Origin of the sequence: Candidatus Halobonum tyrrellensis G22, assembly GCF_000495475.1 — an archaeon.
GTDB classification, from domain to species: domain Archaea; phylum Halobacteriota; class Halobacteria; order Halobacteriales; family Haloferacaceae; genus Halobonum; species Halobonum tyrrellense.
Genome location: NZ_ASGZ01000068.1, coordinates 56,777 through 70,669, shown reverse-complemented (window position 1 = coordinate 70,669; position 13,893 = coordinate 56,777). Strand labels below are relative to the sequence as shown.

The following is a 13,893-nucleotide window of genomic DNA, read 5'->3' as shown; positions in this document are numbered from 1 at the left end:
CCCGGTCCGCCCACCTTCTCTTCGCGCCTTCGACCGTCTCGGGCTCCGCCTACCGTCGGCGACGACGACCGTTTCGACCGTTTCGACCGTTGTAGTCCCGCCGCAGTCGACCGATTCGCCGCGGAACGCGACCCGACGCGCGTACGGGTCGGTCGGTCCCGCCGACCGACGGGTCGCCGGACCCGTCGGGACCGGTCGGCGACACGCGACGCCCGGTCCACTCGAAGGACGCCTGGAGCGCGCGCGACGGCGCGCTCCCGCGTGTGGCGTCCGTCCGCCGCTCGTCGGACGCCCCCAACCGGTCGATCCCGGAGGAAAGCGGCAAGATAGGGGGTGAAAGGGGATGCGTACGCTGTCTAAGCCAGCAATACCGGCGCTCAGAAGCCGTATAACAATATGGGTAACTGTGTAGAGTACAGACGCCGCCGGAGGCACTACGTCGGGGCACCGCCGTTTGCCCGGAACCCACGGTGCCCGACGCCACGGTGGCGAACCCGAGTCAAGCGACATTCGACGGCGACTCCCCCCTACCCCTATATCGCCGTCGGGCTCGCAAGCGGGTGTGGCGACGCGGGTGACCTCCCCCCCTGTGCCACCCACGTCGCACATCCCGCCGTGCTGACTCTTCGCGGAGTTCTCACCGGACAGTCGAACCCCGGTCCCGAGCGGCCGCGGTCCCAACTGGTATGAGACCGATAACAATACGCGGAGCCGCCGTCGCTCCGCCGAGCACCGATGGGTGAGTCACCGGTCCCGAACGTGGTGTGGGTCACCGTCGAGAGCACCAGGGCGGACCACACGTCCGTCGGGTCGGCGACGAACCGCGCCGGCCGCGACACCACGCCGGGACTCAGAGCGCGCGCGCGGCGCGACGACGGCCGGTCGTTCGGCGCGTGTCACGCACACGGGATCTACACCCTGCCGTCGAGCGCGTCGATCCTCACCGGGACGGTGGCGTCACACCACGGCGTCGGGATGGGAAGCGAGCGGCTCCCGGCGGATATCCCGACAGTAGCCGAGCGGTTCGCGGAGGCGGGGTACCGGACGGCGGCGCTGTCGACGGTCGGTCACGTGAGTTCGGCCACCGGACTCGACCGCGGGTTCGACCGGTTCGCGTGGCTCACCGCGTCGACGGCGCTCGACGTGGCCGGTCCGGCGACCGCACTCACGTACGGCGCCAACCTCCGCCGGCACAGCGCGGGGTTCACCGCGAGCCTGAATCGACACCGGACGGGCTACCTGGTGTCGGAGGTGGCCAAGCGGTGGGTCGACGACGCCGCGAGCGACGACCCGCCGCTGTTCCTCTACGTCCACTACGGCGACCCGCACTTCCCGTACGTGCCGCCGTTGCCGTACCTGCGCGCGTACGCCGACGAGTTCCCGCTGTCGCCGGCGGCCGCGTACGACCTCGCGGAGTACCACGGCAGACATATCCTCGACCTGATCGCGGGCGACGTCCCGCTGTCGGCCGCCGAACGGGAGACGCTGTCGGCGCTGTACGACGCGTGCATCGCGTACGCCGACGACCGGGTGACCGCCCTGCTCGACCACGCCGAGCGGACGCTGGGTCCGACGGCGAGCGTCGTCACCGCCGACCACGGCGACCTGTTCGGCGAACGGGGGACGGTCGGCCACCGCATGACCGTCCACGGCGGCCTCTCGAACGTCCCGCTGGTGACGACGGGACTCGACGCGGCGCTGTCGTACGGCGGCGACCTGATCCAGCACGTCGACGTGGTGCGCGCGCTCCTCGCGCGGGCGGGCGCGGACACGAGCGGACTCCACGGCGTCGACGTACGCGAGACCGAACGCGAGCACGCGCTCGTCCAACGGGGCGAGCGCCGGTTCGCGGCGAACCTCGCGAAACTCCGCGAGCGCCGCCCCGCCTACCGGAACGACCGCTACCTCGCCGGGACCGAACACGCGCTGTTCACCGACGAGTTCGCCTACCGACGCGGCGACGACCGGTCGGAACTGCTCCGACTCCCCGACGAGGAGCGCGACGTCTCGGCCGCCGACCCCGAGCGGGCGGCGGCGCTCGACGCCGCACTCGACGACCTGCTCGCGACCGACGGCGTCCCGTTCGACGGCGAGCGGCGCGAGGGGTCGTACACGCCGGAGATGCGCACACACTTACGGAGCCTGGGCTACCTGTGACCCCGCGACCCGCCCGCGAGAACCACACCACACTCACGAGACCACGATGACAGACACACCCGCCGACCCCGACCACCGCGCCGCCGACCGAGGAGCCGACGTTCTGCTCGTCGGACCGATCGGCGCCGCGACCGGTGGTATCGCACGCTACATGGACGAACAGCGCGACTGGCTGGCCGGGGACCTCCACGTCCGCGTCCACGACACCAGCAACGCCGCCGGCGAGGGCGCGGTCTGGTTCATCGCCGCGTTCCTGCGGTCGCTGCTGCGGCTGGCGACGTTCCCGCTCCGGAGACGGCCGGAGGCGGTCCACGTCCACTCCTCGCACGACCTGAGCTTCCTCCTGTCGGCGGCGTACGTCCTCTACGCGAAGCACGTCTGGGGCGTGCCGGTCGTGTTCCACATCCACGGCTCGTCGTTCGACGAGTTCGTCACCGACCCCGGGCCGGTCGTCGGCCGCCTCCAGCGCGCGGTGTTCGACGCGAGCGACCGGGTGGTGGTGCTCTCGGAGTACTGGCGGGAGACGCTCGAACGCGAGGTGCCCGTCGCCGAGGGGAAACTGGTCGTCCTCCCGAACGCGGTCGACCCCCGCGAGTACGACCCCCGGTACGGCGCCGACCCCCCGCGGCTGGTGTTCGTCGCCGACCACGTCGAACGCAAGGGCGTCGCGGAACTCGCCGCGGCGGCCGACGCGCTCGCGGCCGACGGCGTCCCGTTCGAACTGGCGGTCGCCGGCACCGGCCCGGCCGACCACCACCTGGCCGACGCGGCCGACCGCAACGAGGAGGTGGAGTACCTCGGCTACGTCTCGGAGGCGGAGAAGCGTCGGCTGCTCTCGGAGGCGTCGCTGTTCGTGATGCCGACGTACGCGGAGGGGCTGCCGATCGCGATGCTAGAGGGGATGGCCGGCGGCGACGCCGTCGTCTCGACGGCCGTCGGGAGCATCCCCGAGGTGATAGGCGAGGCGAACGGCCGGCTGGTCGACCCCGGCGACGCCGACGCGCTGGAGGCGGCGCTCCGCGACCTGCTCGACGAGCCCGAGACGGTCGAGGCGATGGGCCGCGAGAACCGCCGGCTCGCCGAGGAGCGGTACGACTGGGCCGACATCGCCCGCCGGCTACGCGACCTGTACGCGGAGTTGGGCGTCGCGGCCGCGGCGGCCGACGCCGCGTCGGCGGACGACCCCGCTCAGAGCGGGTCGGCGTCGATCGGCGTCACCGAGTAGTCGACGGTCTTGGTGTCCTTCGTCGCGCGGATCTTTCCGACGAACGTGGAGATGTCCGCCAGCCGGCCTTCGAGGATGAACAGCTCCATGCAGTTGTGGTCGCCGACGTGGCTGTGGAAGTTGGAGGCGACGATCCCCTCGTGTTCGTGTCTGAGCTGCATCATCCGCTCTTCGACGTTGGTCGTCTCGTAGTCGAAGACGACGGTGACGATCCCCATCAGTTCGCGGTCCTCCAGCCGCTTGTCCTCGAACTCCCCGAGGAGGTTCCGCGCGGCCTCCCGGAGGAGTTCGCTGCGGCCGGTGTACCCGTGCTCCTCGGTGAACCCGTCGATCCGGTCGATGAGTTCGTCCGGCATCGAGACGCTGACGACGCCCATACTACTAGTCGAGCGGCGCCGACTACTAAGAACCCCACAGATCACGCCCGGTCTGACGGTTCGAGTTGTTAACCGCGTCGGGGCGCCGCGCCGACCGCGGCGATAGCGGTTACCTAATCGTTTCCTAATCCGGCTTGGCCCCCGAGTAGTAACATCGTATTTACGTCGATGGGGACCAGTTGCGTTGACAAGAGATGCGGTACCTATTCTTCCTCAACACACCGGCGCACGTCCACCTCTACCGGAACGCGCTGGCGGAGCTCGAGGAACGGGGACACGAGGTCCGGGCACTGGTTCGCGACTACAGCTGTACGGTCGAGTTGGCCGACTACTACGACCTGCCGTACGAGGTGTACGGGAGCTGTGAGACGCGGAAGGGGTCGCTGCTGCTGTCGCTGCCGGGCCACTACCTCGGGATCGCCCGGCTGGTGCGGGGGTACGACCCCGACCTCATCTTCGGGATGGGAGCGTACGCCGCCCACACGGGGCTGTTCACCCGCTCGCGCACCGTCCTCCTGCTCGACTCGGAGCCGACGCGGCTCGACTACTCCGTCTCGACGCCGTTCGCGGCCGCGGTGTTGACGCCGTACACGTTCCGGAAGGACCTCGGCGACGACCACTACGTGTTCCAGGGGCTCAAGGAGTGTGCGTACCTCCACCCCGACGTGTTCGACCCCGACCCGGGGGTTCGCGAGGAGTTGGGCGTCGACCCGGACGAGCGGCTGGTCATCCTCCGGCTGAACGCGTTCGGCTCCCACCACGACCTCAAACACTCGGGGATCGGACCCGAGGACCGCGAGCGGCTGCTCGACCGCATCACCGACCACGCCACCGTGCTCGTGAGCGACGAGGGCGGGACGCTCGACGCGTCGGACCTCCCCGAGGGCGCCCGGCCGTTCGACGTCCACCCCGCACACATGCACGACGCGCTCGCGACGGCGGACCTGCTGGTCGCGGACACCCAGACGATGGTGACGGAGGCGGCGCTGATGGGGACGCCCGCGGTCCGGTCGAACTCGTTCGTCGGCGAGAACGACATGGGGAACTTCCTCGAACTCGAGAGCGCCGGGCTGATCCGGAACTGTCGGAGCTTCGAGGAGTTGGAGGCGACGACGATGGAACTGCTGACCGACGACGGCGTCGCCGAGCGGTGGGCCGAACGCCGCGAGGCGTACATGGCGGACATGGTGAACCTCACCGACATCATCGTCGACGTCGCCGAGGCGCGCGGCGACCTCTCGGTCGTGTCGGCGGTCCAGCGCCGTTCCTCCGCCGACCTCACGCGACCCGCGCCCGAGCCGGTCCCCGGCGAGTAGCCGCTCGGCCCGCCCGTTCCCCGCTCGATTCGACCTTCTCCCTCTCCGCTCCGACTCTCTCTACTCTGACTCCCACCTCTCCACTCTGACTCGCCCGCGAGCCGCTCGTGAACTTCGTGGCGGGCGTGGACGCGCCGGTCGCCGGCTCAGACGGTCGGAGCCGCGACCGTCGCGTGAGGAGTCCCCCGCGGGACCGTGAGAGACGGGCGACGTAACCGCGTGAATCCGAAAAAGGGTGTGAGCCGCTCGTCCGGCCGCCGTCTCCGCCGTCTCACCCGGTCGGGGTCACTTCAGCCGCTGGAGCACGCCGTAGGCGCGTTTGGCGGCGGTCATCGCCGGTCCCTCGCTCTCGAGGCTGTAGTACGGCACCAGGTCGCCGCCGAACTTCGCCTTGTACTGACAGAGCCGCTCGGTGTTCGCGCCCATCAGGTCGTACGTCGTCAGCCCCTCGACCGGCGGGTCGTCGACCAGGTCCTCGATCACCCGCCAGTGGAGCAGGGCGTTGAGGCTGGTACCCTCGTACTCGCTGCGGGTGCCGCCGAGCCAGAAGTACGCTCGGTCGTCGGAGTAGAGCACGATCACGCCGGTCAGTCGCTCGCCATCGGGCGCGCGCGCGACGTACGTGCGGGCGTGGTCGCCCAGCGATGCGGTCAGATCGCGGACGTACCCCCACGAGAGACCGAACGGCTCGTTCTGGTCGGCGTACCGGGCGGCGGTGTCCTCGTAGACGAACCGGCAGTCCGCGCGGTCGCCGCGTTCGACGACCGCCGCCGACTCCTCGGCGTCGCCGAGTTCGCGCCGGAGGCTCCGGCTGAACCCCGTCCGCACCTCGTCGAGCCCGTCGGCGGCGTCGACGCAGTAGGTGAACGACGCGGTCGTCGAAAAGCCGTTCCAGTCGTACGGCCGGGGGTCGTCGTACCCCGGCCCGCAGACTAGCCGCGCGAGCGTCCGGTCGTCGTCGACGTCGAGGTGGTCGAGCACGCCCTCGGTGAACCGGCCGTTGACCGACTCCACCTTGCTCCGCTTGGGGCTGTTGGGGAAGACCAGCGGTCCCATGTGGGGGATGCCGAACGACGGCGGCGGCGACATCACGGTCCGCACCAGCCGGCCGTCGGAGACGAACACCGGGAGCAGGCCGACGGTCTGTTGGCCCTTCTGGGCCGCGAAACACCGGAGATCGGCGTCGGCGTACCGGTCGACCGTCCGCAGCGCGGCGGGTCTGTGGAACGCCTCGCTCACCGTCGAGGGGAGCGCGTCGGCGTACTCGTCGAGCGTGAGTTCGTTCACCTCCATCAGTGCTCGCCCCCGTGGGAGGTGACGACCGCGGGGTCGTCGGCGACCGCCTGCCGGTCGGCGTCCCCGTCGGGACCGGCCCCGAGTCGGTCGCGCGGGTGGTCGAGCGTCGCGTAGAGGTCGCCCGGCGACCCGACCCACGCGCCCATCTCCAGTGCGCGTTCGACCAGGTAGCGGTAGACGTCGCGGTAGCCGGGGAAGTCGCCGTCGCTGAAGTAACGTGGGTGCCACAGCGCGGTCATCACCGCGTCGTTCTCGGCGGCCTCGACCAGCAGGTCGTCGACCGCCGCGCGCGCCGCCGCGGCGTCGTCGCCGGGGTCGGGCAGCGCCGTCTCCATCAGCGTGAGCGGGAAGACGACGAACGCGTCGTCGAACGGCCGGATCGGGTCGTAGCCGTGGTCGAACCCGTACTCGGTCGACGACCCCAGACTGGTGTCGTACCCCAACCCGAGCGCGGCGTGGTGGTGCCACGTCGTCGACGGCGTCAGGTTGAGGTAGTGCTGGCGGACGCCCGCGACCGGGTGGCCCAGCGCCGTCTCCAGCCGCTCCTTCTCGTAGCGGAGGCGGTCGCGGTCGTCGTACGAGTCGTACGAGCCGTGGAGACCGACCTCCCAGCCGCCGTCGTCGAGCCGCCGCATCTCGTCGGCCACCTCGGAGGCGGTCGGGTCGTACCGCCCGAGGTGTTCGAGCACGTACCGCGGGCGGACCCACTCGTAAGGGGGCCGGTCGCGGAGCAGGTGTTTCGACGAGAGGAAGTAGAAGGACGAGCGGACGCCCAGGCTCTCCTCCACCCGCCGCACCGTGCCGAACTGCCAGTAGGAGTTGTCACCGCGCGCCCGGTCGACCAGCGCACCGGGACGGCCGCCCGCGGCGTCCGCGAGCGCGCGGTAGCTCCGCTTGTACGGCCGGTCGACGTCGTGCGTGAGACAGAGCGCGAACTCGTGGCCGTCAGGAACGGACACCGTCGAGCACCTCCACGATCTCCGATGCGGCGTCGCCGTCGCCGTACGGCGACGGGGAGTCGGCGGGCGCCTCGGGCACCTCGCCGGTCAGCCCGGCGGCCATCGCCTCGGGGTCCGCGCCGACCAGGACGTTCCAGCCCGCCTCGACCGTCTCGGGCCACTCGGTCTCCTCGCGGAGCGTGACACACGGCGTGCCGAGCAGGAACGTCTCCTTCTGGACGCCGCCGGAGTCGGTGAGCACCCGGTCGGCCGCGCTCATCAGCCGCACGAACCCGAGGTAGCCCACGGGTTCGACCAGGATTACGGACTCGGACTCCTCCAACGCTTCGAGCAGGCCGTGCTCTTCGAGCGCCGCGGTCGTCCGCGGGTGTGCGGGGAACACGACCGGGAGCGGCGAGTCGGTCAGCGTCTTCACGATGGCGCGCAGGCGCGCGCCGTCGTCGGTGTTGCGCGGCCGGTGGACCGTCGCGAGCACGAACTCGCCCGCCGCGGGCGGGTCGTCGACTCCGAGGTCGGCGAACACGTCCGCGACGGCGGGCGCGCGCTCGCGCGCCCACCGGACCGCGTCCGCGGAGACGTCGCCCGTCCGGTGGGCGCGCTCGGACAGCCCCTCGCGGGCGAGCGACTCCATCGCGCGCTCGGTCGGCGCGAGCAGCACGTCCGCCGCGTGGTCGGTCATCAGGCGGTTCACCTCCTCGGGCATCTCCCGGCGGCCGCTCCGCAGGCCCGCCTCGACGTGGACGAGCGTCGTGTCCAACTTGCTCGCCGCGATGCCGCCCGCGAGCGTCGAGTTGGTGTCGCCGTAGACGACGACGAACTCCGGGTCGACCGCCGCGATCCGCTCGCCGAGCGCGCTCAACATCCGCCCGGTCTGTTCGCCGTGACTCCCCGACCCGACGCCGAGGTGGTAGTCGGGCCGCGGGATGTCGAGTTCGTCGAAGAAGACGCCCGACAGGCCGTCGTCGTAGTGCTGGCCGGTGTGGACCAACACCTCGTCGTAGCCGCCGGCGGCGAGCGCGCGCGAGACCGGCGCCGCCTTGATGAACTGCGGCCGGGCGCCGACCACCGTCAGCACCGTCGGCCGGGCGCCGTCGGCCGCGTCGACACCGTCGGCGGCCTCAGCCATCGTCCTCCTCGCCGGCCGCGGCGCCGTCGTCCGCCCCGGACGAGCCGCCGTCGGTCGCCGCCTCGTCGGGCCGCTCGCGGCCCTCCCGGCCGTTCGTCTCCTCGGTCCCCCCCGTCGTCTCCGTCGTCTCTGTGTCGTCCGTGTCCATCTCGGTGAGCTCCGTCGATCCGTCCGTCCCGTCCGCCGACGCGTCGACCGCGTCGTCGTTCGCTTCCGCGTCCGCGGCCGCGTGTGCGCTCGCGGGCATGCTGGGCGCGTCGACCGCGTCGACCGGCGGTGCCCGGTGGTACAGCTCCGCGTTCGACCGGGCGTCTACGGCCATCCCGCCGACGACGAGCGCGAGCCCCGCGGGGAGCGTCACGCGCGTCCGGCCGCGTCCGAACAGCGCGACGACGCTCGCCGCCGACAGCAGCAGCCCGCCGAGGTACAACAGCGCCGAGCCGCGGCCGCGGTCGCCCGCGGGCGAGACCAGCGAGCGAGCCAGCCGGCGGAGGAACGACTTCAACAGCAGCAGCGACAGCCCGGGCGCGAACTGCGAGTAGCGGATGTGGCTCGTCTCGTCGCCGTACACCGCGGGCATCGGCACGTCCACCAGCGGGACCCCCCGGACGTTGAACCGGACTAACAGGTCGTTACAGAACCCGTACCGGTCGTACGTCGACTCGTAGTCGATCGCCTCCAACGCCTCGCTGGAGACGGCGGTGTAGCCGTTCTGCGGGTCGTGCATCCGCCAGTAGCCGCTCCCGACGCGGGTCAGCGTCGTCAGGAGGTGGTTGCCGAACGACCGCCACGGCGACATCCCGTCGCGGTGGCCGGGGTGGCTCAGCCGGTCACCTTTCGCGTAGCCGGCGTCGCCGACCGCGACCGGGTGGACCAGCCGGTGGAGTTGGTTGGGGTCCATCTGGCCGTCGCCGTTCATCACCGCGAGCACCTCCATCCCGTCTTCGAGCGCGCGGTCGTACCCCGTCTTGATCGCGCCGCCGACGCCCTGGTTGACCTCGTGGCGGATCGTGACGACCCAGTCGCCGCCGTCGGGACCGGACAGCCGGTCGTTCATCCGGTCGGCCGCCTCGGTCATCTCCTCCCACGTCGCGTCGCTCGACTTGTCGTCGACCACGTAGACGCGGTCGACGAACGCCGGGACCGTCTCGACGACGTCGCCGATGAACCCCGACTCGTTGTACGCGGGGACGACGACGGCGACCGTACGGTCCCCGTACGTCATCGGCTATCACCCTCGTTCGTCAGCTCCGCGGCCGACCCGTCCGCCGGCCGCCGGTCGTCGGCCGGCGCCGCGACGCTGCCGCGGCCCGTCCGGCCCCGGCCGACCCGGTAGACCGCATGTCTGGAGTCGGCGAGCGCCTCGACCCCGCGGCCGTCGACGACCGTCATCGGGTCGTCGCCGCCGACCGCGTCCCAGTCGCACGCCTCGAACTCCGCGTGGTCGGTCACCACCACCGCGGCGTCCACCTCGCAGTCGGGCAGGTCCGCGAGCGTGACGGGCGTGCCGCCGAACTGCGCGGTCGCCTCGTCGTCGAGCATCGGGTCGACCACGAGCACGTCCGCGCCGCGCGCTTCGAGTTCCTCGATGGTCGGCGCCGCGGGCGTCTCGGCCGTCTCGACGACGCCCGGCCGGTAGGTGACGCCGCAGACCAACACGGTCGTCGTCGCGAGCGGGCGGTCGGCGGCGCGGAGCCGGTCCTCCAACTGGTCGACCATGAACGTCGGCATCGAGTCGTTCACCCGGCGGGCGGTCCGGATCAGCGGCGCCGACGCGTCGATCGCGTTGACCAGGAATCGCGGGTAGTAGGGGATGCAGTGGCCCCCGACGCCCGCACCCGGCTGGTGGATGTCGCAGTACGGCTGGGTGTTCGCCGCCTCGATGGCGTCGAGCACGTCCGCGCCGAGCGCGTCGGTGAAGCGCGCGAGTTCGTTCGCGAGCGCGATGTTGACGTCGCGGTACACCCCCTCGAACAGCTTCACCGACTCGGCGGTGGTCGCGTCCGAGACGGGGATGACGCCCGCGGAGTTGATCGCCTCGTACAGCACCGTCGCCGCGCGCGTGCTCTCCTCGTCGACGCCGCCGACCACCTTCGGGTACGCGCCGCGGATGTCCTCGATCGCGCGCCCGCTGGAGGTTCGCTCGGGGCAGAACGCGACGCCGAACTCGTCGGGTTCGAGGCCGCTCTCGGCGACCAGCGTCGGCAACACCGCGTCCTCGGTCGCCCCCGGCGGGAGCGTGCTCTCGATACAGACCAGGTCGCCCGGGGTGAGCCCCGACGCAACCTCGCTCACCACCGCCTCGACCGCGTCGAGGTCGGCGGTGCCGTCCGCCGACAGCCGCGTCGGCACGACGACGACGTGGACCGCCGCCTCGCGGGCGGTCGTCCGGAGGTCGGTCGTCGCGCGGAGTTCGCCGTAGCCGACCGTCCGCGAGAGCAGTTCCGGCAGTCCGGGTTCGCGCACCCGGTCGGGCACCTCGCCCTCGTTGACCGTCTCGACGACGGCCTCGTCGATGTCCGCGCCGACGACGTTCCCCGTCTCGTCGGCGAGGACGGACGCGAGCGGGAGACCGATCTTCCCTAGCCCGTACACCGCGATGGGCACCCGCGCCTCCCTGAGCAGCCGGCCCCGCTCCGCCTCCGAGCGGGCGGGGTCGTGGAGCTTCGGCGGGTGTCGGCTCACCGCGACACCTCCGGTCGGGAGGCGTCGTCGGCCGCCGCCGCCCGCTGGATGCGTCGCGCCATCTTCAGCGCGCGCAGGCCGTCCTCGCCGCTGACGGGGTGGTCCTCGCCGGTCGCACACGCCTCGATGAACGTCGACAGCTCCTCTTTGAGCGGCTCGACGCTGTCGATCGTCGGGAGTTCGACCACCGAGCGGTTCCGGAAGCGCACGTCGCCGTTCTGCTGGACGTACTCCGGGACCGTCCGGCGGTGGATCCGGATCGACTGGTCGGTGTAGTCGAGCGAGACGGTGCACTCCTCGGCGGTGAGTTCGAGTTCGCGCACGCGCTTCTGGCTCGCGCGGCTCGCGGTGAGCGTCGCGAGGAAGCCGTCGTCGTAGCGCAACTGCGCCGAGACGTGCGGGTGTCCGTTCGCGTACGCCGCCGTCACCTCCGACGGCTCGTCGAACAGCGACAACAGCACGTCGATGTCGTGGATCATGAGGTCCGTCACCGGGCCGTCGGCGATGTCGCGCCCCGGCGGCGGGCCGAGCCGCCGCGCCGACAGCGCGACCGGCGAGAGTTCGCCGATCATCTCGGTCAGCGCCGTCACCGCGGGGTTGAACCGCTCGACGTGGCCGACGTGGAGCCGGACCCCCGCCTCCTCGGCCATGTCGACCAGTTCGCGCCCGGTCTCGGGGTCGCCCGTGATCGGCTTCTCGACGAGCACGTCCACCCCGGCGTCGATGCAGGTCCGAACCAGGTCCTCGTGGTACTCGGTGGGGACCGCCACGGAGACGGCGTCCGCCTCCGCGAGCAGGTCCGGCAGCGGGAGCGCGCGGCTGTTGTTGTCGGTCGCCACCTCGCGCGCGCGGTCGGTGTCGACGTCGTGGATGCCGACGAGCTCCGCGATCGGAAGCTCGTGGTACACCCGGGCGTGGTGACGGCCCATCGAGCCGACACCGATGACGCCCACGCTGAACGGCGCGGTCTCACTCATCGGCGGTCACCGTCCCGAAGTCAACGACCGCATCCCCGATACGTCTGACGTCTTCGTCCGACAGCCCGGGGTGGACCGGCAGCGACAGCACCGTCCGCGCGGCCTCGCGGGCGGCCGGCACGTCCGCGTCCACGCCGTCGTACGCCGGTTGGTCGGGGATGACGTGCGGGTAGTACACCGCCGAGCCGACCCCCCGGTCGTCGAGGTGGGAGGCGAGCGCGTCGCGGTCGTCACAGCGGACGGTGTACTGGTGGTACACGTGGGTACGTCCGTCCGGTTCGACCGGGGGTGTCACGGGTGTTTCGGCCGCCGAGAGCCGCTCGGTCAGCGCCGCGGCGTGTTCGCGGCGCGCGTCGGTGAACTCGGGCAGGCGGTCGAGTTGGACCCGGCCGAGCCCCGCCGCGAGCGCCGGCATCCGGTAGTTGTGGCCGACCGAGACGTGTTCGTACGTCCCGCCGTCGGTCGCGCGGCCGTGGTTGGCGTACCGTCGGACCCGCTCCGCGACGTCGGGGTCGTCCGTGAGGACCGCCCCGCCCTCGCCGGTCGTCATGTTCTTCGTCGGGTAGAAACTGAAACAGGCAACGTCGCCGAGCGAGCCGACCGGCCGGCCGTCGACGGTCGCGCCGTGCGCCTGTGCGGCGTCCTCGACCAGCGGGACGCCGTGGTCGTCCGCGACGTCGCGGAGCGCGTGCACGTCCGCGGGCAGCCCGAACAGGTGGACCGCGAGCACCGCGTCCGCGTCGTGTGCCGAGAGCGCGTCGTCGACCGCCGCGGGGTCGAGCGCGTACGTCTCGGGGTCGATGTCGGCGAAGACGGGTTCGGCGCCCGCGAGCCGGACCGCGTTCGCCGACGCGACGAACGAGAACGGCGACGTCACCACGCGGTCGCCGGGACCGATCTCTAACCCCTCGAAGGCGGCGTGTAACGCCGCGGTGCCGTTCGCCGTGGCGACGGCGTGGTCCGCCCCGTGGGCCGCGGCGAACTCGCGTTCGAACGCCTCCACCTCGGGTCCGCCCGCGAGCCAGCCGGAGTCGAGCACCTCGGTCAGCTTCGCGGCCTCCGCGTCGCCGAGCTGCGGGTCGGCGATGGGTATCTCCCCCGTCATAGTTCGTTGGGCGGCTGGAGGTCGTCCGGGAGGGGTTCGTGCCGGGCGGGAACCCCGACCGCGAGCGTCTCCGAGGGGACGTCCCGCGTGACGACGGCGCCGGCGGCGACGAACGCGCCCGCCCCGACGGTGACGCCCGGGAGGATGGTCGCGTTCGCGCCGACGGAGACGTCGTCTTCGAGCGTCGGGCCGTCCAGGTCGGGGTCGCCCGACTGCCGGACGGGCCGGCGGTCGTTCGTCGCCGTCGCGCACGGCCCGAGGAACACCCGGTCGCCGACCGTCGTGCCCGGCGGGAGGTAGACGCCCGTCTGGATGCTGACGTGCGAGCCGACGGTGACGTCGCCGTCGAGGACGGCGTTCGTCCCGACGAGCACGTCGTCGCCCGCGGTCGTCCCCTCGCGGACGAGTGCGCCGTGACCGGTCTGGAACCCGTCGCCGACGGTCACGTCGTCGTAGATGATCGTCTCGGCGCGAACGCGCGCGTCCGTGCCGAACTCGGGCGGTGTCGACTCCGCGGCGTACGCGTGCCCCACCGTCGCGGCGTCGCTCACCTCCGCCCCGTCGCCGAAGGAGGCACTACTCATCCCGGCTACCCCACTGTGACCGTCCGGGGGGAACGTGACGGACGGTCGCGAGTTGTCGTGCTGTCATCGATATCGCGGCGGCGGTA

General features: G+C 71.8%; 12 protein-coding genes. 3 read left to right on the top strand and 9 right to left on the bottom strand.

What is annotated here, in order from left to right; all coding sequences use genetic code 11:
- Positions 1 to 735 precede the first annotated feature (735 nt).
- Together K933_RS16565 and K933_RS16560 are read left to right on the top strand one after the other, a co-directional pair.
- Positions 736 to 2,157: a sulfatase-like hydrolase/transferase gene (locus K933_RS16565; RefSeq protein ID WP_023395909.1), complete on the top strand. Its 1,422-nt coding sequence runs from the start codon at positions 736 to 738 to the stop codon at positions 2,155 to 2,157.
- Between the two features lie 46 nt (positions 2,158 to 2,203).
- On the top strand, positions 2,204 to 3,382 hold the full coding sequence (locus K933_RS16560; protein ID WP_023395908.1) for a glycosyltransferase family 4 protein: 1,179 nt from the start codon (positions 2,204 to 2,206) through the stop codon (positions 3,380 to 3,382).
- On the opposite strand, the gene nikR is transcribed toward K933_RS16560, so the two are convergent.
- On the bottom strand, positions 3,346 to 3,759 hold the full coding sequence (gene nikR, locus K933_RS16555; protein WP_023395907.1) for a nickel-responsive transcriptional regulator NikR: 414 nt from the start codon (positions 3,757 to 3,759) through the stop codon (positions 3,346 to 3,348). The two genes, K933_RS16560 and nikR, sit on opposite strands and share 37 nt — an antisense overlap.
- Before the next feature lie 194 nt (positions 3,760 to 3,953).
- Between nikR and K933_RS16550 the strand changes: the two genes are divergently transcribed.
- Positions 3,954 to 5,075, top strand: coding sequence for a hypothetical protein (locus K933_RS16550; RefSeq protein ID WP_023395906.1), 1,122 nt, complete (start codon positions 3,954 to 3,956; stop codon positions 5,073 to 5,075).
- A 285-nt stretch (positions 5,076 to 5,360) separates the two neighbouring features.
- Here K933_RS16550 and K933_RS16545 read toward each other — a convergent pair whose 3' ends face one another.
- Genes K933_RS16545 through K933_RS16510 form a run of 8 tightly spaced genes read right to left on the bottom strand, consistent with a single transcriptional unit; the run spans position 5,361 to position 13,807 of the window.
- Entirely contained in the window at positions 5,361 to 6,368 is a 1,008-nt protein-coding gene (locus K933_RS16545; RefSeq protein ID WP_023395905.1) for a GNAT family N-acetyltransferase, read from the bottom strand.
- The gene (locus K933_RS16540) at positions 6,368 to 7,330 is read right to left on the bottom strand and encodes a polysaccharide deacetylase family protein (RefSeq protein WP_023395904.1); all 963 of its coding nucleotides are present in this window, start codon (positions 7,328 to 7,330) and stop codon (positions 6,368 to 6,370) included. Before K933_RS16540 ends, K933_RS16545 begins: the two co-directional genes overlap by 1 nt.
- Positions 7,317 to 8,456 carry a non-hydrolyzing UDP-N-acetylglucosamine 2-epimerase gene (wecB, locus tag K933_RS16535; RefSeq protein ID WP_023395903.1) on the bottom strand — a complete coding sequence of 380 codons (1,140 nt, stop codon included), beginning with the start codon at positions 8,454 to 8,456 and terminating at the stop codon, positions 7,317 to 7,319. The genes K933_RS16540 and wecB overlap by 14 nt, the downstream gene beginning before the upstream one ends.
- Complete coding sequence (locus K933_RS16530; protein WP_023395902.1) at positions 8,449 to 9,681, bottom strand: glycosyltransferase family 2 protein; 1,233 nt, start codon at positions 9,679 to 9,681, stop codon at positions 8,449 to 8,451. The genes wecB and K933_RS16530 overlap by 8 nt, the downstream gene beginning before the upstream one ends.
- The gene (locus K933_RS16525; RefSeq protein ID WP_023395901.1) at positions 9,678 to 11,141 is read right to left on the bottom strand and encodes a nucleotide sugar dehydrogenase; all 1,464 of its coding nucleotides are present in this window, start codon (positions 11,139 to 11,141) and stop codon (positions 9,678 to 9,680) included. Before K933_RS16525 ends, K933_RS16530 begins: the two co-directional genes overlap by 4 nt.
- The gene (locus K933_RS16520) at positions 11,138 to 12,118 is read right to left on the bottom strand and encodes a Gfo/Idh/MocA family protein (protein ID WP_023395900.1); all 981 of its coding nucleotides are present in this window, start codon (positions 12,116 to 12,118) and stop codon (positions 11,138 to 11,140) included. The genes K933_RS16525 and K933_RS16520 overlap by 4 nt, the downstream gene beginning before the upstream one ends.
- Positions 12,111 to 13,223 carry a DegT/DnrJ/EryC1/StrS family aminotransferase gene (locus K933_RS16515; RefSeq protein ID WP_023395899.1) on the bottom strand — a complete coding sequence of 371 codons (1,113 nt, stop codon included), beginning with the start codon at positions 13,221 to 13,223 and terminating at the stop codon, positions 12,111 to 12,113. The genes K933_RS16520 and K933_RS16515 overlap by 8 nt, the downstream gene beginning before the upstream one ends.
- Entirely contained in the window at positions 13,220 to 13,807 is a 588-nt protein-coding gene (locus K933_RS16510; protein ID WP_023395898.1) for an acyltransferase, read from the bottom strand. Before K933_RS16510 ends, K933_RS16515 begins: the two co-directional genes overlap by 4 nt.
- Between the last annotated feature and the right edge of the window lie 86 nt (positions 13,808 to 13,893).